Below are 20,689 nucleotides of genomic sequence, written 5' to 3'. Positions count from 1 at the left end.
GTATTAGGTCTCAACTGCCACCAGCTTGGCAATCGATAGTTGTAACCACTTTGTGCCATGGCGTTTGAAGTTCACTTGCGCCTTGGCATCGACTCCTTCACCTTCTACTGCGGTCACACGCCCTTCACCAAACTTAGTATGAAATACTTCTTGACCAACCCGAAAAGAATGTCCGCGCTTCTTGTTTTGCTCTAACTGGAGAGAGCTTGTGACAATCGCGTTACTCACCTGATCATTGCGCACAGGCACATCACTCTCGTTGCCGCCCCACCACAACTCATCGACACTGTTTGTATTTACAGATCGTCCTTTTTGCCACGATGTTGCTCCCCAGCGGGCATCTTTTGCTTTAGGTGTTAAGTGTTTGAGGCTCTCAGCGGGCAATTCATCTAAAAAGCGTGAGGGCATGTTGTAACGCACTTGACCATGGAGCATGCGTGACTGCGTATGCGAAAGATACAACCGTTCCTTCGCTCGGGTGATTGCCACATACATGAGGCGTCGCTCTTCCTCAAGTCCACGGGGCTCTGAAATGCTGTTCTCATGCGGAAACAATCCTTCTTCGAGACCAGTCATAAACACGGCGGAGAACTCTAAGCCTTTAGCCGAATGTACGGTCATCAACTGAATGGCGTCTTGACCGGCCTCGGCTTGATTGTCACCAGCCTCGAGCGAGGCGTGAGCCAAAAATCCTGCCAAGGGAGAAATATCCTCCACGCCCGCCTGCTCAGGACTAGGTGGCGTGGCTGCTTGAACGTCTTGACCATAACCCTCTTCGGCTACAAATGCAGTGGCGGCATTAATGAGTTCCTGCAAGTTCTCGACACGATCTTGCCCCTCACGCTCAGTCAAATAATGCTGAATCAAACCACTGTGCTGAATCACATACTCTACCGTCTCCGGCAAAGTGTTGTGTTTAGTCGCATCTCGCAGATGCTCTATGAGGCGCACAAATCCCGAGATACTATTACCGGCTTTGCCCTCAATAAATGAAGCTGCTGCATAGAATGAGCACTGGTGTTGTTTAGCAGCATCTTGTAAGGCTTCGATCGAACGCGCCCCAATCCCGCGCGCCGGGAAGTTCACAACCCGCGCAAAGGAGGTGTCATCATTGGGGTTCTCGAGTAAACGCATATAGGCTAATGCATGCTTAATCTCGGCGCGTTCAAAAAAGCGCAGGCCCCCGTAAACGCGATACGGAATATTGGCTGAGAACAGCCCATGCTCAATGATGCGTGACTGGGCATTGCTGCGATAGAGCACCGCAATCTCACTGCGGCTCATGCCACCACGAATCAAAGCTTTGATCTCATCAATCAACCAAGCGCACTCCATGCCATCACTCGCAGCCTCATAAATACGAACGGGCTCACCAACACCCGCCTCAGTACGCAGGTTCTTGCCCAAACGATCTTGATTGTGTGCAATCAAATGGTTAGCGGCATCGAGGATATGCCCATGGGAGCGATAGTTTTGCTCCAACTTCACGGTTACAGGCTTAAATTGCCTCTCATAAAGTCGCATGTTCTCGACATCTGCACCCCGAAATGCATAGATACTCTGATCATCGTCACCAACCGCGAATACCGAGCTGCTAGTCATCTGACCATTGCCGGCTAAGAGCTTGAGCCAAGCATATTGCAAGGCATTGGTGTCCTGAAACTCATCAATCAGGATATGTTTAAAGCGCTCCTGATAGTGTGTGCGGATTAACTCTTGGTGTTTAAGTAACTCATAACTTCGCAATAAGAGCTCCGAGAAGTCACACACGCCTTCGCGCTGACACTGGGCATCGTATGCCTCATACAGTTGGATCATGCGAGCCTCAAAATCATCACCCGGATCGAGATCCTTGGCACGCTTGCCCCGCTCCTTGGCATTGGCAATAAAGTACTGCAATTGCCGCGGCGGGAATTTCTCATCATCGACATTAAGACTTTTTAGAAGCCGCTTAATCGCCGAGAGTTGATCTTGGGTATCTAAGATTTGAAAGGTCGATGGCAGGCCCGCATCACGATGGTGCGCGCGTAGTAATCGATTACACAGACCATGAAAGGTTCCTACCCACATGCCTCGGGTATTGATGGGGAGCATCGCACCCAAACGGGTCAACATCTCTTTGGCTGCTTTATTGGTAAAGGTCACCGCCAAAACCCCAATCGGAGAAATTTGCCCCGTTTGAATCAGCCAAGCAATGCGGGTGGTTAAAACTCGAGTCTTGCCGCTACCTGCACCCGCCAAAATCAGCGCTGATTGAGGGCGTCCGTCGGGGTGAGTTGGAGATAGGGTCACCGCCTCCCGTTGTTCAGGATTGAGGTTCTCAAGTAAATCAGCGTACATCGTCCCAATTATAATTTGATGCTTATGCCTGACACTACCCATTCTCCTGAAAAACCCTCGCCAGATCACAATCCTGACTTGGCCAAATTAGCCAAGTCGTATGAACCAGCCCCAATCGAAGCATTCTGGGGGCCTGAGTGGGAGTCGCGCGGTATTGCCACCGCCAAGGTCGAAGAAGGTAATGACAATTTTTGTATTCAGCTACCACCACCGAACGTCACAGGCACCTTGCATATGGGTCATGCGTTTAATCAAACCATCATGGATGGCTTGGTGCGCTATGCACGGATGTCCGGCAAGAATACCCTCTGGGTTCCCGGCACCGATCACGCCGGAATTGCCACCCAAATTGTGGTGGAACGCCAACTCGATGCCCAAAAAATCTCCCGCCATGATCTTGGGCGCGAGGTCTTCCTAAGGAAGGTATGGGAGTGGAAAGAAGAATCCGGTTCCACGATTACGCGGCAGATTCGGCGGCTCGGTGCATCAATCGATTGGTCACGTGAGTATTTCACGATGGATCCCAAGATGTCCGAGGCGGTAGTTGAGGTCTTTGTCACTCTTTTTGAGCAAGGACTAATTTATCGCGGCAAGCGTCTTGTGAACTGGGATCCGGTCTTAGGTACTGCGGTTTCAGACCTCGAAGTAGTTAGCACCGAAGAGCAAGGCAGCCTGTGGCACATTCGCTATCCACTCTCCGATGGGAGCGGTCATTTAGTAGTTGCTACTACACGTCCCGAAACCCTCTTGGGTGATGTGGCGGTCATGGTGCATCCAGAGGATGAGCGCTATCGTCACCTGATTGGTAAAACTGTTGAGCTTCCCCTTTGCCAACGTAGCATCCCGATTATTGCGGATAACTATGTGGATATGAGTTTTGGGACTGGGGTAGTAAAGGTCACGCCCGCCCATGACTTTAATGACTACGCGGTGGGTCAGCGTCATCAGTTACCACTCATTAATGTCTTAACGCTCGATGCGAAGATTAATGAGCATGCCCCGCAGATCTATCAGGGTCTCGATCGCTTTGCCGCTCGTAAGCAAATTGTGGCCGATCTCGAAGCAGCTAATCTACTTGAGAAAGTCAACCCGCATACCCTCATGGTGCCACGGGGTGATCGAACTCAAACCGTGATTGAGCCGATGCTCACTGATCAGTGGTTTGTGGCGATGTCTAAAGCAAGTCCTGATAATCGTTACCAACCGGGTCAATCGATCGCAGGAGCCGCCTTGCATGCGGTCACTTCAGGCGATATTCAACTCGTACCTGAAAACTGGATCTCAACCTATACCCAGTGGCTCGAGAATATTCAGGACTGGTGCATCTCACGACAATTATGGTGGGGCCATCAAATCCCCGCATGGTACGGTAATAACGGCGAGATCTTTGTAGCGCGCAATGCGGATGAGGCAAAGGCCAAGGCTAAGGCGGCAGGCTATAGCGGTGAACTGAAGCGCGATGAGGATGTTCTAGATACCTGGTTTAGTTCTGCATTAGTGCCATTTAGTTCACTGGGGTGGCCCAAACAAACCAAAGAGCTCGATCACTTTTTGCCCTCCTCGGTCTTGGTCACCGGCTTTGACATCATCTTCTTTTGGGTGGCCCGTATGGTGATGATGACCTGTCACTTTACCGGCAAGGTGCCTTTTAAGACTGTGTATGTGCATGGCTTAGTGCGCGATGCCGAAGGCCAGAAAATGAGTAAGTCCAAGGGCAATACTCTGGACCCCATCGATTTGATTGATGGTATTGCACTCGACGACTTGGTTCAAAAACGCACTGTAGGCCTCATGAACCCCAAACAAGCGGAGAGCATTACCAAGAAAACCAAGAAAGAGTTTTCAGAAGGTATTCCAGCGTTTGGTACCGATGCATTGCGCTTTACCTTTGCTTCACTGGCCTCTTTAGGGCGCAATATTAACTTTGATCAAAAACGTTGCGAAGGTTACCGTAACTTTTGTAATAAGCTGTGGAATGCTACACGCTTTGTTTTGATGAGTTGCCCCGGGGATGAGAAAGATAATGGCTTTGCACCCTGTGATAATCAATGCGGCCCTGAAGGCTATCTGGATTTCTCGCAAGCGGATCGCTGGATCGTCTCGCAACTGCAGCGTACCGAAGCGGATGTCGCCAAAGGCTTTGCCGATTACCGGTTTGACAACATTGCTCTCGCCATTTATCAATTTGTGTGGGATGAATATTGCGATTGGTATTTAGAGCTTGCCAAAGTTCAGTTACAACATGGCAGCCCTGCTCAACAAAGGGCAACCCGTAGAACGCTTTTGCGCGTTCTCGAGACCATTTTGCGCCTGGCTCACCCCATCATTCCATTCATCACCGAGGAGTTATGGCAAACCATTGGTCCCAAGAGTGGTAAGGCGCTTTCCAATCAACCGTTGCAATCCATCGCACTCCAACCCTACCCTGTATCGCAAAGTGACAAGATCGATCCGGCTAGCGAGTTATGGATGGGTGAGGTTAAAAGCATTATTGATGCGTGCCGTAATCTGCGTGGAGAAATGCAAATCTCGCCTGCTCAGAAGGTGCCCTTATGGATTTATGGGGACACAGACTTTTTAACCAAAGCGGCTCCCTACCTAAGCGCACTGGCAAAGCTCTCAGAAGTGAAAATCGTGACTGATGAATCCACTTTGGAAAAAGATGCGCCAGGAGCACCGATTGCCCTCGTCGGTCGTAATAAGTTATTGCTGAAGATTGAGGTTGACCCCAAAGCAGAAGAAGCGCGACTTACCAAAGAAATTACGCGCCTTGCCAACGAGATCGCTAAATGCCAAAGCAAACTAAATAATGAATCTTTTGTGTCCCGTGCTCCCGCTGCAGTTCTGGAGCAGGAGAAAAAACGTCTAGCAGATTTTGAAGTGAGTCATGCGAAGCTGACTGAGCAATTAGCCAAGTTGAAGTTGTCATCCTAAAGCCCCATAATTATTGATATGAGTTCAAAACCCATCACCAAAGCAGTCTTTCCTGTTGCAGGATTGGGTACTCGCTTTTTACCAGCTACCAAGGCATCTCCTAAAGAAATGCTCAATGTGGTGGATAAACCATTGATTCAGTATGCAGTCGAGGAAGCCATTGCTGCTGGCATTACGGAAATGATTTTTGTGACCGGTCGCAGTAAGCGCGCGATTGAGGATCACTTTGATAAGGCGTATGAGCTTGAAGCGGAACTTGAAGCGAAAAATAAGCAAAGCCTTCTAGAGATCGTGCGCAATATCAAACCCAGCCATGTGGATTGCGTCTATGTACGCCAAGCAGAGCCATTGGGCCTCGGACATGCGGTTTTATGCGCTGAGAAATTAGTACGTGACGAACCGTTTGCCATTATCTTGGCTGACGATTTGTTGGATGGCAAAACTCCAGTCCTCAAACAAATGGTTGATCTGCATTCCAAACACAATGCTTCAGTCTTGGCTGTCGAGAAAATTCTGCCAGAGCAAACCAAATCGTATGGGGTCGTAGCAGCCAAAGCCCAAAGCGCTGGAATCCACTCCGTTACTGGAATCATTGAAAAGCCAGCGGCTAAAGATGCTCCATCCAATCTTGGGGTAGTAGGTCGCTACATCCTCTCATCATCTATTTTTGGCCACATTCGTAATCTTAAACCTGGTTCGGGCGGGGAATATCAACTCACCGATGCCATACAAACTCTCCTAAAGGATGAGCCGGTACTGGCTTATGAGTACGAGGGTGTGCGCTATGACTGCGGCAGTAAGTTGGGCTACCTTAAGGCAACTATTGAGTTTGCACTCAAACATCCTGAACTCAAAGATGAGTTTGGGTCTTATCTTAAAAATCGCTCATAAAAATTAGGCGTACTGAATTTCTACCGGATTAGGGCTTGAGCCTGTTTTACTTCCCAAAATCTGATGCAAGTTGCGTAGGCAATTGTCATCCGGGTAAAGACGGACATCTTCTGGAAACTGGACTAAACAAGCTCCGCCTTTAGCCATTACAGCAGCAGTCAATGGCAGTCCTTTCGGTGGATTTTGTAGGGCGCTCCCCATTGGGGCTTTGACTAAAAATGGATTGATCTGGGCTTTCAGAACCTTTAGATCAATGCCGGTATCTAAGTTGAGATGAACGTTTCTGGCAAAGCGTAGACGTGCGCCCACAATATCCATCACACTCTCAGCAACAATTCGCAAGCCTCCTGAGAATTTATCAGGACTGACATTCACCTTAGCAATTAATAACTCATCTTCTTTAAGCCAAGAGCGATTGGGTTCGTACACTTCGCTATAGAGCGTGAGCTCAACGGCTGCACTACCATCATCAATCGTAGCAATCATCATCCGTCCACGCTGCCCCATCAGCATCCGTGACGAGGTAATGATGCCGGCGACGAGTTGATCCTTACCCTCTGTGAGCTTGATGAGTGGTTGACGAATAAAGTGCGTCACTTCGGGCCGGTAGGCATCAAACAAATGCCCGGTTAAACACAGGCCCAATGCCGCTTTTTCATCTTGAAGTCGCTTCTTCTCAGAAAAAGGAAGTTCCTTCACGTACTCCGGTGCATGGGCTTGCGCCACATCCTCTGCATCAAAGAGACTTACCTGATGCACTGAGGCTTCAGCCTGCTCGGCAGCCTCGATCGCACGGGAGAGTGAGGCTAGAAGTGTGGAGCGCGCATCATAGGTATTTGCGAAGCCTTTAGCAGCATCGGTCGCAATCGAATCAAATGCCCCCGCCCGAATCAAGGCTTCAATGGCACGGCGATTGACTTGACGCCGATCCACGCGGGCACAAAAATCAAACAGATCTTTAAATAGTCCATTCTTGCGAGCTTCCACAATGATTTGGATTGCCCCTTCACCGGTGCCTCGGACCGCTCCCAAGCCATAACGAATTGTGCGTATCCCTGCGCTTTGCTCCTCATCATCGGGCTCGGTAATCGGTGTGAACTCGTACATACCGGTATTAATATCCGGCGGCAAAATCTTTAAGCCATTGTGCAGGCTATCGTCATACAAGATCTTCACCTTATCGGTGTCATCCATCGAGAGCGATAAGTTGGCCGCCATGAATTCAGCGGGGTAATAGGCTTTAAGCCACGCGGTTTGATAGGCTAAGAGCGCGTAGGCTGCTGCATGGGACTTATTAAATCCATAACCCGCAAAACGCTCCATGAGGTCATAGATTTCATCGGCCTTGTGCTCGGTGAGTCCATTTTTTTGCGCCCCCTCGCGAAAGATCTGGCGATGTTGAGCCATCTCCTCGGGCTTCTTTTTACCCATCGCGCGCCGCAATAGGTCAGCACCCCCTAAGGAGTAACCTCCAATCATCTGCGCCATTTGCATAACCTGCTCTTGGTAGACCATGATGCCGTAGGTCTCACGCAATACGGGCTCAATGCGAGGATCGGGATACTCCACTTTCTGCTGCCCGTGTTTACGTTTAATGAAATCGGGAATGAGGTCCATGGGACCTGGTCGGTATAACGCCACCAAGGCAATAATGTCTTCAAAGCGATCGGGTTTGGCATCGCGCAGCATCCCTTGCATGCCCCGACTTTCCAGCTGAAACACGGCAACCGTATTACCGCGCTTTAAAAGCTCAAAAGCTTTGGGATCATCCAGTGGGATATCACTGATACTCCAATCCTTACGTTCCGCATGTAGTTTCTGAATCCAACGCTCTGCCCCCGCCAAAATCGTCAGAGTGGTGAGTCCCAGGAAGTCAAACTTCACAAGACCAATCGATTCCACATCATCTTTATCAAATTGGCTAATAACCCCTGCATTGGCATCGCCCCCATCTTGGGTATAGAGCGGGCAAAAATCGGTGAGTTTGCCAGGGGCAATTAACACCCCTCCGGCATGCATGCCCACATTGCGGGTCATACCCTCGAGCTGCTGTGCAAGCGCTAAGAGTTGGCGCACTTCCTCTTCATTTTTTTCCCGCTCAGCGAGTTGCTTTTCTTCTTTCTTGGCAGACTCGATCGTGACTACTTGCCCTGGCTTAAACGGTACGAGCTTGGCAATGCCATCAACAAAACCATAAGGCTGCTCTAGAACCCTTCCCACATCCCGAATCGCGGCCTTAGCTGCCATGGTTCCAAAAGTGGCAATTTGACTCACCGCATCCTTGCCGTACTTCTCTTTCACATAGGCAATTACGCGATCGCGCCCATGCTGACAAAAGTCAATATCAAAGTCGGGCATCGAAACTCGCTCGGGATTTAAAAAGCGCTCAAAGAGTAAGTTGTAGCGCAGAGGATCCAGATCAGTAATCCCCAATGAGAACGCGACCAAGGATCCAGCGCCCGACCCACGACCCGGGCCCACCGGCACGTCATTATTTTTGGCCCAGTTAATGAAGTCCGCGACAATCAAGAAGTAGCCTGGGAAGCCCATTTGCGCAATCGTATTGACCTCAAAGCGCAAGCGCTCGCGATAGCGGGGCTCAAGGGCCTTACGCTCTTCTTCGTTGGGATAGAGTTTGCGCAGATTTTTATCCAAGCCGATCTCCGCCTGTTGCATGAGGTATTGATCGAGTGGCATACCATCGGGCGTTGGGAACTCGGGTAACCGCGCTTGTCCTAAGGTCAGGTTGAGATTGCACATCTTGGCAATTTCTACGGTATTGGCAAGCGCCGCTGGGAGATCCGCAAAGCGCTCGCTCATTTGCGCTTGCGTCAGAAAATATTGCTCTTCGGTAAAACGTTTGGGACGACGCGGATCGCCCAATAACTCGCCTTCTGCAATGCACACCCGCGCTTCATGCGCCGTGTAATCCTCGGGCTTCATGAACTGAATCGGGTGGGTGGCAACGACCGGAATCTTCAAATCACTAGCGAGTTGGCATGCAAGCTGAATATGCGCCTCTTCTTGAGCATGACCAAAACGCTGAAGCTCCACAAAATAGCGGCCACCAAAGACCGTTTGCCAGTGTTTGGCCGACTCACGCGCCCTCGCCTCATCCCCGTTTAGGAGTGCAACTCCCACATCCCCCAGATGTCCACCCGAGAGCGCAATTAAGCCCTCGGCCAATGTTTTCTTCTTTGATCCTTTAGTACTTGCGGGCAGCGACTCACTCAACCATTCCGGTTGGATCTCTGCTCTTCCGTGACGCTGATTATGGAGCGACGCTTTACTTAAAAGCTCGCAAAGATTGAGGTAACCGGTGTGGTTTTGCACCAAGAGCAGCATGCGATAGGGTTGGTCGGGCTCCTGGGTGTTGGTCACCCACACATCGGCACCAGCAATCGGCTTCAGACCGGAGGAGCGGGCAGCCGAGTAAAACTTAATGAGACCAAATAAATTGCCCAAGTCGGTAATTGCGAGGGCGCCCATACCATCCAAAGCAGCGGCCTGCACCGCGTCATCGATGCGCACTACCCCATCGGTAATCGAGTACTCCGAATGCAAGCGCAGATGAATAAATTGGGGGGCTGCCATATGAGATGATTTTAGCTGTGCGCACCACCAAATCATGAGCCTGATGACCCGCCCTTCAAATCCCCAATTCAATCAAGGCACTAGGTCGGAGATAGGCCATGGGGTTGATAGACCCTACCGGGGTCGCTTTGCCCCCTCGCCCACTGGACCCCTTCATCTGGGTTCGCTCGCAACCGCTTTAGGAAGCTGGCTCGATGCCAGGGCGCATGGTGGAACATGGCTGGTTCGCATCGAAGATGTGGATACTCCCAGATCAGCACCTGGGGCCGATCGGTTGATCTTGGATCAACTGCAAGCATGTGGCTTGGAATGGGACGAGGCACCGGTCTGGCAATCGCAACGGACAACTCACTACCAAAACGCTCTGGAACAACTCATCACGATCGATCGCATTTATGGCTGTCAATGCTCCCGCAAGCAAATTGAAGAGGTCTTACAAAAAGAAGGTGTTCTGATTAAGCCTAATCAAGAATTGATTTACCCAGGGGTGTGTCGAGAACGAAAGGTATCGATTGAAAATCATGCTTTGCGCATTCGCTTGCCACACGAGTGCCAGATCAGCTTTACGGATCGAGATTTAGGTAAGCAAACCCAAGATCTCAATACACAAGTGGGGGATTTTGTTCTGCGCCGAGCTGACGGACTCTTTACCTATCAGTTAGCAGTGGTGGTCGATGATCACTTACAAGCGATCACGCATATTGTGCGGGGTGAAGATTTACTCAGCAACACTTCACGGCAAATCCATTTACAGCAGTGTTTGGGCTATCAAACGCCGAACTATTTGCATTTACCACTCGTGACCAATGACGCTGGCGAGAAACTCAGCAAACAAACGAAAGCAACTGCGGTTGATATCACTCGCACGGAGTCGATTCGAGAAAACCTCTGCCGTGCGGCAAATCACTTGGGATTACAAAACGATCCGATTAGTGGAAGTATCACGCAGTGGTTAAACCGTAAGGTGCAGGAGTGGCAGGAACGCCACTTCATGTAGTTACTTTTTAGTGCCGCCCAAGAGTGCCCCAAGCACTGGCTTTTTTTGATTGGTGCCCGGCTTGATCGATGAACTGGTTGGCTCTTGCTTTGGTTCTGCCGTGATTTGCCCAGGCTCATAAGGCATGTAGAAAAATGGGTCGGCTGCAATCGGTTTGGAGCCACCACTTTTACTCTCTCGCTCACTCGTGGGTAAGCGCGCAATCGTGAGCTTACGCTTCATGAGTTTCTCAATATCCTCGAGTAAGCGCTTTTCACTATCATCGACTAAGGCAATTGCATCACCTTTGCTACCGGCGCGGCCAGTGCGACCAATTCGATGAATGAAGTCTTCCGCATTAAAAGGTAGCTCATGATTAATCACGCACGGCATATCGGCAATATCTAAGCCACGTGCTGCAACGTCGGTAGCAACTAAGGCATCGATTGCCCCAGTCTTAAAGGCTTCCAAAGTTGCCATCCGTTCGGTTTGACTCTTATCCCCATGAATCGCAGCCGCTTTAATGCCATCGCGCTCTAAGGCACTCGCTAGGCGCGCACATCCCATGCGGCTATTGGTAAAGATGATGCACTGGCGGCTTAAGCCGGCCTTCACCCGGTTTTGCAAAATTGCCACAATGGCTGCGCGCTTATGTTCGGAGGGTACCAAGTGCACCACTTGATTGACCGTATCGGCTGCGGCATTTTGCCGAGCCACTTCAATGGTCACGGGATTGCGCAAATAGGTTTGTGCGAGCTTCTTAATTTCTGGAGAAAAGGTGGCAGAGAACAATAAGGTCTGACGCTGTGCGGGGATCAAATTGATAATGCGTTGCAGATCGGGCAAAAAGCCCATATCGAGCATGCGATCAGCCTCATCCAATACCAAGAGTTGCACTTGTGACAAATCGGCCGTTTTACTGGTGATGTGATCGAGTAAACGCCCAGGGGTTGCAATCAAAATCTCTACCCCCGATCGCAGCAAGGCTGTTTGAGGTTTGATGTCAACACCACCAAATACAACGGCCGTGCGTAGATCCGTAAATTTGGCATAGAGGCTCGCGTTATCGGCCACCTGATCGCTTAACTCTCGGGTCGGGGTCAAAATTAAGGCCCGAATCGGGTGGCGAGCAGGCGAAGTACTCGTATTCGCCTGCGGCAAGAGCTTCTGAATGATCGGTAAGGTAAAGGCGGCGGTTTTACCAGTACCCGTTTGGGCTGCGCCCATCACATCCCGACCTTCTAGGACGACTGGAATCGCCTTAGCCTGAATTGGTGTTGCCTGGGTATAGCCTTGCTCCTCAACCGCTTTGAGGATCTTAGGATCTAATTGGAAATCAGCAAAATTAGCGCTGGGCGCATTACCCGAATCGGGTAGGTTTGGATCGGTTTTTGTAGACACCCCTTGATTTTACAGGGTTTAGGGACTCATTTAAGATTTTGGTCATATATTACCAACCAAAGCATGGATCAAAAACAATCAGATAAGTTCCGACTTTCTCAATAGAAATGTTAAAAAAGTCGGGTAAGCGGCCAATTTATACGAATCGGCTCAAATTTTGAGCCGTATTTTTAAAAATACGGCTCATGTTTTCCTACAACATGGTCTTTGGATCAGGGCAAAATCGCGGCGATGCCGGCTCGAGCGATACCCGCATCATCGGCTGACTTCACGCCGGAGACACCGACCGCACCGATGGTGTGCCCATCCACATCAATATTGACCCCACCTTCGAGCATGCCCTTAATGTGGGGGACCGTCGCAAACGCAGTTCGGCCATTATTAATGATGTCCTCATACACCTTGCTCTCACGCTTGCCCATCGCTGCGGAGCGTGCCTTGTCTTGAGCAATATAGGATGACACCGGGGCACAGCCATCGCGACGAATCAGTCCCAGTAAATGGCCGCCGTCATCGCACACGGCGATGGTGACCGCCCAGTTATGTTTCTCGGCATGGGCATTGGCGGCATCTAAAATTTTTTGCACATCGACTTGGCGCAAATAGGGTTTATTGGCTAGCATGGCTGTCTCCTTGGTATTTTGATTCTTTCTTTAGGGTCATTCTGCCATGGATTGGGGCCCTCCCCCAATTTAGCCCCAAATCAATACAATCAATTGTTTATTGATTTAGATTCGTTTGATTCATGACCAAAATTGCACCCGATCCCAGCTTTACTCTAAGCAGTCTGCCGCCTGAGATTTCCACCAAGCTCCAACAGCATGTTGAGGGCGAGGTCTTGGTTGATGGTGCTAGTCGTGGGCGCTATGCGACTGATGCATCGATCTACCAACAATTTCCGGTAGCAGTTCTCGTTCCTAAATCGTCGCAGGATATTGAAGTGGCTCTTGAAGTTGCAAATGAGTCAGGTATTCCCGTTTTACCCAGAGGCGGCGGCACCAGTCAATGCGGCCAGACCACGGGTGCTGCACTCGTGATTGATAACAGCAAACACTTTCGTAAGATCCTCTCTTCTGATCTCAGTGATCCGGATCACGCTACGGTAGAGGTGGAACCAGGTATGGTGCTGGATCATCTCAATGCCCACCTTAAACCCCATGGGCTTTGGTATCCGGTTGATGTCTCCACAGCAGCGCAAGCCACCATTGGCGGCATGGCAGGCAATAACTCGTGTGGTAGCCGCTCCATTGCCTACGGCAATATGGTGCACAACGTCTTAGGGATTAATGCCTGGCTTGCTGATGGAGAGCTTGCCTCTTTTGAAGCATATTCCGAAAGTGCGGGCCGTGCCAAAGTATTGGGAGATTACGTTAAGCACTTGGTGGACGATCTAAAACCGGAGATTGACGCACATTGGCCTAAAGTGATGCGCCGAGTAGCAGGCTACAACTTGGATGTCTTTCATCCGCAAAGTGAGTTGCCCTACACCTTGGATAACAGTGTCAATCTTGCTCATTTACTCGTAGGTAGTGAAGGCACCCTAGCCTATTTCAAATCCTTAACACTCAAACTTGCGCGCTTACCCAAGCATAAGGTCTTAGGGGTCGTGAACTTTGCGAGTTTTTATCAAGCGATGGATAGCGCCCAGCACATCGTGAAGTTAGGGCCTACTGCCGTGGAGCTCGTCGATCGTACCATGATCGATCTCTCGCGCAATAACCCGGCGTTTCGCAAAACCATTGAGACCGCGCTCGTGGATGCGAACGCCAAAACAGTCGATGCCATTTTGCTCGTGGAGTTTAGCGGCGATGAGCATGCTCCACTCTTACAAAAACTTCAAGATCTCAACACCCTCATGAGTGATCTGGGTTTACCTGGGTCGGTCGTGATGATGCCCGACGCGGCGATGCAAAAGAACTTATGGGAAGTGCGTAAAGCAGGGCTCAATATCATGATGAGTCTCAAGGGTGATGGTAAGCCGGTGAGCTTCATTGAGGATTGTGCGGTGCCCCTAGAGTACTTAGCTGACTACACCCAAGCCTTGACCGAGGTCTTCAGTAAATATGGCTCGCGCGGCACCTGGTATGCCCACGCTTCAGTCGGCACCCTCCATGTGCGCCCGATTCTGGATATGCGCCGCGATGGGGCTCTCAAGATGCGCGCGATTGCAGAAGAAGCGGCGGAGCTCGTGCGCAAATACAAAGGTGCCTTTAGTGGCGAGCATGGCGATGGTCTGTGCCGGGGGGAGTGGATTAGCTGGCAATTTGGTCCCAAGATTACCGAGGCGCTTGCCAAGATCAAAACACAATTTGATCCCAAAGGGCTTCTTAATCCCGGCAAGATCGTCAATCCCCCCAAGATGGATGACAGCGCTTACTTTCGTTATCCACCCTCCTATCAGGTCATTACTGTTCAACCGAAGCTCGATTGGTCCGCCTGGAATGTGCAAAACAATCCTGTGACCGAAGCTGTTACCGCAGCAGGTACCGGTGGCGATCCTGCGCAAGGCTTAGCCAAAGCGATTGAGATGTGCAATAACAACGGGCATTGCCGTAAGTTTGATGCCGATGTGATGTGCCCGAGTTATCGCATCACCCGCAATGAAAAAGATCTCACCCGCGGTCGTGCCAACACCTTACGTCTTGCGATCTCAGGGCAAATTACGAGTACGAGTGATACACCTCCTGCTCATTTGCCACTCGCCACCCAAGCAGTGAAAGAGGTGATGGATTTGTGCGTGAGTTGCAAAGGCTGCAAACGTGAGTGCCCCACGGGCGTGGATATGGCCAAAATGAAAATTGAGTATTTGGCGCAATACAAAGAGCGCTTTGGCCATACCCTACGTGATCGCTTAGTGGCCCATTTGCCCAACTACGCCCCCATCATTGCACGCATTCCTGGTTTGCCAGCGCTCATGAATTTACGTAACCATATCCCACTTTTGGCCAAGCTCCAAGAGTGGTTTACCGGAATTAGCGCTCAGCGTTCCTTGCCAGTGTGGAAAAGCAAGCATTTTTGGAATCAAGTACCCCTGCCATTTGCAACGCCTGAGGAACTCGCCAAGCACGACAAGCGCGTCGTGCTCTTTGCCGATACCTTTAATGCCTATTTTGAGAATGAGAACTTGCAAGCGGCGCTCGCCCTCTTCCAAAAGTCGGGCTACGCGGTTCATGTGGCGCAACCTGCAAACGATCAAGATGAACAAAAGCCGTTTTGCTGTGGTCGCACCTACTTAGCATCCGGTATGGTGAATGAGGCGAAGACACGACTCTCAGTACTTGTTAACCATTTAGCAGCCTATGCAAAAGAAGGAATAGCGATTGTGGGTCTAGAGCCCTCTTGCTTATTTACGCTTCGCGATGAAGCGCTCACCATGGGTCTGGGTGACGCTGCGCAAGTCGTGAGTAAGCAGGCCCAACTCCTTGAAGAGTTTTTAGCCAGCGAACACAAAGCCAATCGGTTTGTGCCGAACTTCAAAGAGTCCGCTCAGCCGATTTTGGTACATGGCCATTGCCATCAAAAAGCCTTTGCGGCCGTGAGCCCCGCCCTTGAATTACTGAAACTCATTCCGAATGCCAACCCCCAACTAATTGAATCCTCGTGCTGTGGCATGGCGGGTAGCTTCGGGTATGAGGTGGAGCATATCGAGGCTTCCAAACAAATGGCAGAACTTAGTTTATTGCCACGTATTCGCAAGGAGCCCAATGCAATCGTGGTCGCTGATGGCACCAGCTGTCGTCACCAAATCGCCGATGGGGCAAGTCGCGAGGCAGTGCATATTGCGAAGGTTTTAGAACAGCATTTGAATTAAGTCGAGTAACTTAGAGATTGGGGTCACGAATTACCGCATCACACCAATCGTGACCATCAATAAAGTACCGGTGAGCAATGCCGGCACCAAACGCCGATTGGGATTGGAGAGCATCACCCCCAGAGCCAAGATGCACACCAGAATACGCAGATAGAGCGGCACCGTAGCTAAGAGCCCAATCGGTAAAAAAATCAAGCGAATCGTGAGTGCTGCCACCATCGCATAGGTCACTGCGGAAAGCCAGCGAAAGAACTCGCTATCTTGGCTGACTTGCCCCGAGAGCATCACCCCCACCGCGCGGCACACATAAGTTCCAAGAGACGCTGCCAAAAGCGCAAGCCATGCGCCCCACCCCTGTTGAATCGCAAAGGCGGTATCGAGGTTTTGGGCTAGAGATGCTGTCACACTCATGAAGACACCTTTCGGTCATAGCGCCTGATCCAACGCCGATCGATCCAGTAGGCCAAAGTACCGCCAATCAGTCCGGCGGTTAACAGGCTCGTATCGCGATCGAGCAAATAACAGATGGGGCCGGCAATGCTGCCTAGAAGAATGGCCAAGCGATAGCCGCTCACCTTAATCTCGGTAAAGGTGAGCAAGAAAAAGAGGGGATTAATAAAGATGAGTCCCAAAGTAATGGGCATAGGGACCGAGCCCGCAATTAAAAATCCCACAATCGTTCCGGGTACTGAAATTAACCAGCACAAGATCCCAAGCCCTACAAAGTAACTTAGACGATGCTTAGGTTCAATCGTTTGGAATTCTTTCAAAGAAACTGCCCACGCGGTCATTGCTAGAAGGTGCACTTTGGCATAGAGCGCCTTATTGCGATCGCGCTCATGGAGCATCGGAAACAACGTGGCGGTCATGGTCACAAAGCGGGTTGCGGTGAGAGTGGTCGCAAGCGCAATCGTGAGCGATGAAGCGCCTACTAAAATCATCTCGAGCATCACAATCTGACCGGGAAGAGCAAACATCAAAAAGCTTGTTGCGGTGGTAAACCATAAATCAAAGCCATTGGTGCGCCCCATCGCCCCAAAGCCCACCATGCCAGCAAAGAGCACCATGGCAGGGGCACCTCGCGCATCGCGCACCCCACTCCAAAAGGCATCGTGCGCGCTAGTAAAGCGCGGAGTGATAGGCGAATTAGATGGCGATTGAAGCGCCTTCTCATGAGACTCGAGCGCATCGATTTCGCTCACCACCCGATCAGCCGGACGCTCAGCACCCGTTTTAGATACATCGTTCGAATGGATGGGCGGTGTACTCATAGTGGATCTACCCTATTTTAGCGGCTTGACCCTTGGGGATCTTGTGAGCTATCTCGACTGAGTGCCCAAGAGATATGCTCGGCGACCAATGGGCTTGCGCACGGTAAGGCCTCTTGTAAGTGCCAAACAATCTCCCTCTTTACTTCATCATCAAGATTCGATGCCAAAGCATTTCCCAGAGCAACGGCTAGATTGCGTCGCCAGCGCTCATAGCCAATGCGCAAAATGGCGCTACCCGCATGGCGCTCGATAAACTGGGCTTCGCTCCAGCTCCAGAGTTCCAGTAGTGATGCGCTTCCCAATCCATTTCGCTCCCCAAAATCCGCTACGGTCGAGAGCTGGGCGTATTTATTCCAAGGGCATACGAGTTGACAATCATCGCAGCCATAGACGCGATTACCTATGGTGCTCCGAAACTCCACGGGGATTGCATCACGATGCTCAATCGTTAAATAGGAAATGCAACGCCTGGCATCCAATTGATAAGGAGCCGTTATCGCCTTTGTAGGGCAGATGTCGATGCACGCCTGACACGAGCCACAATGCGCCTCCATAGGCGCATCGATTGGCAGTGGAACGTTAATGAGGATTTCGCCTAAAAAGAAAAACGATCCGGAGTCGCGATTAAGCAGTAAGGTGTGCTTGCCCCGCCAACCCAAGCCGGCTTTGCGCGCCAACTCCACCTCCATGAGCGGTGCGGAGTCGGTAAAGACGCGGTATTGCAAAGAATGATTTGGTTCACTGAACGCAGCTTGTAGTTTTTCTTCAAGTTCCATAGCTAAAATTTGTAAACGCGAACGAATCACCTTGTGATAATCCCGCCCTCTGGCGTATAGCGACACCACCGCTTGATTGCTCTCTAAGAGACGCTTTTCTTCATACTGAAGCAGTTGCTCGACTGAAGACGCATCTATCTCATGCGGCTCAGGCTGCCCATGCTGCTCATGAAACTTACTTCGCTCACTCAAATACGGCATGGTGAGGCAAATGCTACGAATCGCGCCTGCTTGCAAAAGACCAGGGTCGGAACGCAGATCCTTATGGCGCTCCATATAGGCCATCTGGCCATGACGACCCTCCTCTAACCACTTCACTAAATGAGGGTGAGCATGACTGACATCGGTATCGGTAATGCGTACTTCCCCAAAACCCAACTCCTTGGCACGGGTATTGAGCCAAGTACGCAAGGTTCCCCACTGGGTGTGCAATTCTTGCGAAAATGCGTGAGAATGCATGGGCACTTTAGAATCCATCCCTAAATGAGTGTGAACGCACGAGGTCATGACGCGCTTGGCAATCAACCATACGATCCATTGTAAAGATGAGAAGGCTACTGCAGAGGCGGTACAAATGCTCGCCAATGCAATCCTTGCGTTTTATACCTCCACCCCTGAAAAACCTCAATCACTCTTTATGAGTCTTCATGGGGACCTGGGAGCGGGCAAAACCACCGCCACCCGTTACCTTCTCCAAGCGATGGGCTATCCGGGCAAGGTCAAAAGTCCGACCTATAGCCTCTGTGAAGAGCACATTTTGGATTTACCCAAGCAAGCACTCCACGTCTTTCACTTTGATCTCTACCGCATGCAAAGCCCAGAGGAATGGGTCGATGCTGGTCTCTTAGAGCACTTCACGCATTCCGAATACCCGACTCTGTGCATTATTGAGTGGCCAGAGAAAGCCGAGCACACGCTTCCCACCATGGATCTGGCGATCACCCTGATTCATCCTCAAGAGATGCAATCGGAGCTTGCGAGAACGGTTGAGATTGCCGCACAGACCCCAAAGGGTGAAGCCGTCCTTCAATCCCTCATCACCCAATCATCAATCAATCCATGAACCCCAAACGTCGCCAGATGATTTCGCAAGGGCTGCAATCGATGGGCTCACTCGGTGTGCTCTATCTCTTGCTGACTGAGAGTGAACTGGTGCAAGCCAATAGCGGCGCCAAACTCTTAGGGGTGCGCATTTGGCCCTCGGAGGATTACACGCGCATTACCCTGGAGTCGGATAAGGCACTGCCGATTTCTCATCAACTACTCACAGGTCCCGATCGACTGGTGGTCGACATCGATGGTTTGGAACTAAACCCCACCTTGAAAGATTTGGTTGCGAAGGTCAAACCCAATGATCCGTACGTGGCGCAAATTCGGGTGGGACAATTTCAGCCAACGGTGGTGCGACTCGTATTTGATCTCAAAGAAGCGGTCAAGCCTCAGCTCTTCACTCTTGAGCCAATCGCTGAGTACCAGTACCGCTTGATCTTTGACCTCTACCCCACCAATCCCCCTGATCCCCTCATGCAACTCGTCAAAGAATCCGCCAGAAAAGAGAAGTTGCTCTCAGAAGAACAAGCGAAAAATCCAAAAGGGATGGCTACGGAAGAAGACCCCATCGCGGCCTTTGCCAAGAAAGACGCCGCCCCCAGTAAAAAGGGTGGTCCCGGTACAACCCAACAAAGTCCACCAAGCGCTACCACTGCTAACACCCAGCGCATTCCATTTAAGCGCTTAATTACGGTGGCACTTGACCCTGGTCACGGGGGCGAAGATCCAGGCGCCATTGGCGCACGCGGCTCGCACGAGAAAAACATTGTGCTCTCGATTGCCAAGCGCTTAAAGAACAAGATCGATCAAGAAGACTCAATGCGGCCCTTTTTAACCCGCGATGGCGATTACTTTGTGCCCCTGCATCGCCGCGTCTTTAAAGCACGGCAAGTGGAGGCCGATTTATTTATTTCCATTCATGCGGATGCGTTTATTCAGCCGCATGCCAAGGGAGCGTCCGTCTTTGCCCTCTCCCAACAAGGAGCAACGAGCTCTGCAGCACGCTGGATGGCCAATAAAGAAAATGCCTCCGATCTCATTGGTGGGATCAATATTAAAACTAAAGATAAGCAAGTGGCGCATTTACTCCTTGATATGTCGACCACAGCCCAGATTAACGATTCTTTACGGGTGGGTAACTCGGTCTTACGCAACATTGGTCACTTTGCGCCACTGCATAAGAACCGCGTCGAGCAAGCGGGCTTTGCAGTCTTAAAGGCCCCCGACATTCCATCGATCTTGATTGAGACGGCTTTTATTAGCAATCCCCAAGAAGAGAAAAAGCTCAATGACGAGAACTACCAGGAGCGGATTGCCGAAGCCATTTTGGCGGGCATTAAGGATTACTTTGCCAAAAACCCACCCATGGCACGGCGTGGCTAGGGGCAATTCACCGTCAGTTGAAGATATGCCAGAAATCAAAAACGGGGGACCCAGTAGACTACCAACATCTTGCTATAATCTTGGTTTTGCCAAATATCATGAATTAAAACGGTTTCATACAGTGTTCTTATTTGGCGAATTTCTTGCTCGTTCAGTTTTGAATCTAGCAACACCACACTGGGTCGGTAGCTCAGTCGGTAGAGCAGCGGACTTTTAATCCGTTGGTCGCGAGTTCGAGTCTCGCCCGACCCACCATTACAAA

At 50.7% G+C, this 20,689-nt stretch carries 13 protein-coding genes and 1 tRNA gene; 7 read left to right on the top strand and 7 right to left on the bottom strand.

The window, feature by feature from the left end:
• Positions 1-3: 3 nt before the first annotated feature.
• A complete protein-coding gene (locus tag QUE62_RS01780) occupies positions 4-2,340 on the bottom strand; it encodes a UvrD-helicase domain-containing protein (protein WP_286261932.1) in 2,337 nt (778 codons plus the stop codon).
• Between the two features lie 24 nt (positions 2,341-2,364).
• Here QUE62_RS01780 and QUE62_RS01775 point away from each other — a divergent pair, with 24 nt between their 5' ends.
• Entirely contained in the window at positions 2,365-5,274 is a 2,910-nt protein-coding gene (locus tag QUE62_RS01775; protein WP_286261930.1) for a valine--tRNA ligase, read from the top strand.
• Between the two features lie 18 nt (positions 5,275-5,292).
• On the top strand, positions 5,293-6,165 hold the full coding sequence (galU, locus tag QUE62_RS01770) for a UTP--glucose-1-phosphate uridylyltransferase GalU (protein WP_286224034.1): 873 nt from the start codon (positions 5,293-5,295) through the stop codon (positions 6,163-6,165).
• A gap of 3 nt (positions 6,166-6,168) precedes the next feature.
• On the opposite strand, the gene dnaE is transcribed toward galU, so the two are convergent.
• Complete coding sequence (gene dnaE / locus QUE62_RS01765; protein WP_286261927.1) at positions 6,169-9,759, bottom strand: DNA polymerase III subunit alpha; 3,591 nt, start codon at positions 9,757-9,759, stop codon at positions 6,169-6,171.
• Between the two features lie 34 nt (positions 9,760-9,793).
• Here dnaE and gluQRS point away from each other — a divergent pair, with 34 nt between their 5' ends.
• Entirely contained in the window at positions 9,794-10,756 is a 963-nt protein-coding gene (gene gluQRS / locus QUE62_RS01760) for a tRNA glutamyl-Q(34) synthetase GluQRS (protein ID WP_353506835.1), read from the top strand.
• On the opposite strand, the gene QUE62_RS01755 is transcribed toward gluQRS, so the two are convergent.
• Both QUE62_RS01755 and QUE62_RS01750 read right to left on the bottom strand, forming a co-directional pair.
• Entirely contained in the window at positions 10,757-12,136 is a 1,380-nt protein-coding gene (locus tag QUE62_RS01755; protein WP_286261925.1) for a DEAD/DEAH box helicase, read from the bottom strand.
• Positions 12,137-12,348: 212 nt separating this feature from the next.
• Positions 12,349-12,759, bottom strand: a complete 411-nt coding sequence (locus tag QUE62_RS01750; protein WP_286224029.1) for a heme-binding protein — start codon at positions 12,757-12,759, stop codon at positions 12,349-12,351.
• A 122-nt stretch (positions 12,760-12,881) separates the two neighbouring features.
• On the opposite strand from QUE62_RS01750, the gene QUE62_RS01745 reads away from it, so the two are divergent.
• Entirely contained in the window at positions 12,882-15,947 is a 3,066-nt protein-coding gene (locus QUE62_RS01745) for an FAD-binding and (Fe-S)-binding domain-containing protein (RefSeq protein ID WP_286261923.1), read from the top strand.
• A 30-nt stretch (positions 15,948-15,977) separates the two neighbouring features.
• Here QUE62_RS01745 and QUE62_RS01740 read toward each other — a convergent pair whose 3' ends face one another.
• Genes QUE62_RS01740 through queG form a run of 3 tightly spaced genes read right to left on the bottom strand, consistent with a single transcriptional unit; the run spans position 15,978 to position 18,453 of the window.
• A complete protein-coding gene (locus QUE62_RS01740; RefSeq protein ID WP_286224023.1) occupies positions 15,978-16,358 on the bottom strand; it encodes an AzlD domain-containing protein in 381 nt (126 codons plus the stop codon).
• On the bottom strand, positions 16,355-17,218 hold the full coding sequence (locus QUE62_RS01735; RefSeq protein WP_286261921.1) for an AzlC family ABC transporter permease: 864 nt from the start codon (positions 17,216-17,218) through the stop codon (positions 16,355-16,357). The genes QUE62_RS01740 and QUE62_RS01735 overlap by 4 nt, the downstream gene beginning before the upstream one ends.
• A gap of 17 nt (positions 17,219-17,235) precedes the next feature.
• Complete coding sequence (gene queG / locus QUE62_RS01730) at positions 17,236-18,453, bottom strand: tRNA epoxyqueuosine(34) reductase QueG (RefSeq protein WP_286261919.1); 1,218 nt, start codon at positions 18,451-18,453, stop codon at positions 17,236-17,238.
• A 46-nt stretch (positions 18,454-18,499) separates the two neighbouring features.
• Here queG and tsaE point away from each other — a divergent pair, with 46 nt between their 5' ends.
• From tsaE to QUE62_RS01715, 3 genes are all read left to right on the top strand, one after another.
• Positions 18,500-19,057 carry a tRNA (adenosine(37)-N6)-threonylcarbamoyltransferase complex ATPase subunit type 1 TsaE gene (tsaE, locus tag QUE62_RS01725; protein WP_286261917.1) on the top strand — a complete coding sequence of 186 codons (558 nt, stop codon included), beginning with the start codon at positions 18,500-18,502 and terminating at the stop codon, positions 19,055-19,057.
• The gene (locus QUE62_RS01720) at positions 19,054-20,427 is read left to right on the top strand and encodes an N-acetylmuramoyl-L-alanine amidase (protein WP_286261915.1); all 1,374 of its coding nucleotides are present in this window, start codon (positions 19,054-19,056) and stop codon (positions 20,425-20,427) included. The genes tsaE and QUE62_RS01720 overlap by 4 nt, the downstream gene beginning before the upstream one ends.
• 179 nt (positions 20,428-20,606) lie before the next feature.
• A tRNA-Lys gene (locus tag QUE62_RS01715) sits at positions 20,607-20,682 on the top strand.
• Positions 20,683-20,689: the final 7 nt, after the last annotated feature.

The organism is Polynucleobacter sp. HIN9, from assembly GCF_030297635.1.
GTDB lineage: Bacteria > Pseudomonadota > Gammaproteobacteria > Burkholderiales > Burkholderiaceae > Polynucleobacter.
The sequence above is the reverse complement of the archived record's forward strand: the minus strand, read 5'-3'. Positions and strand labels throughout refer to the sequence as shown.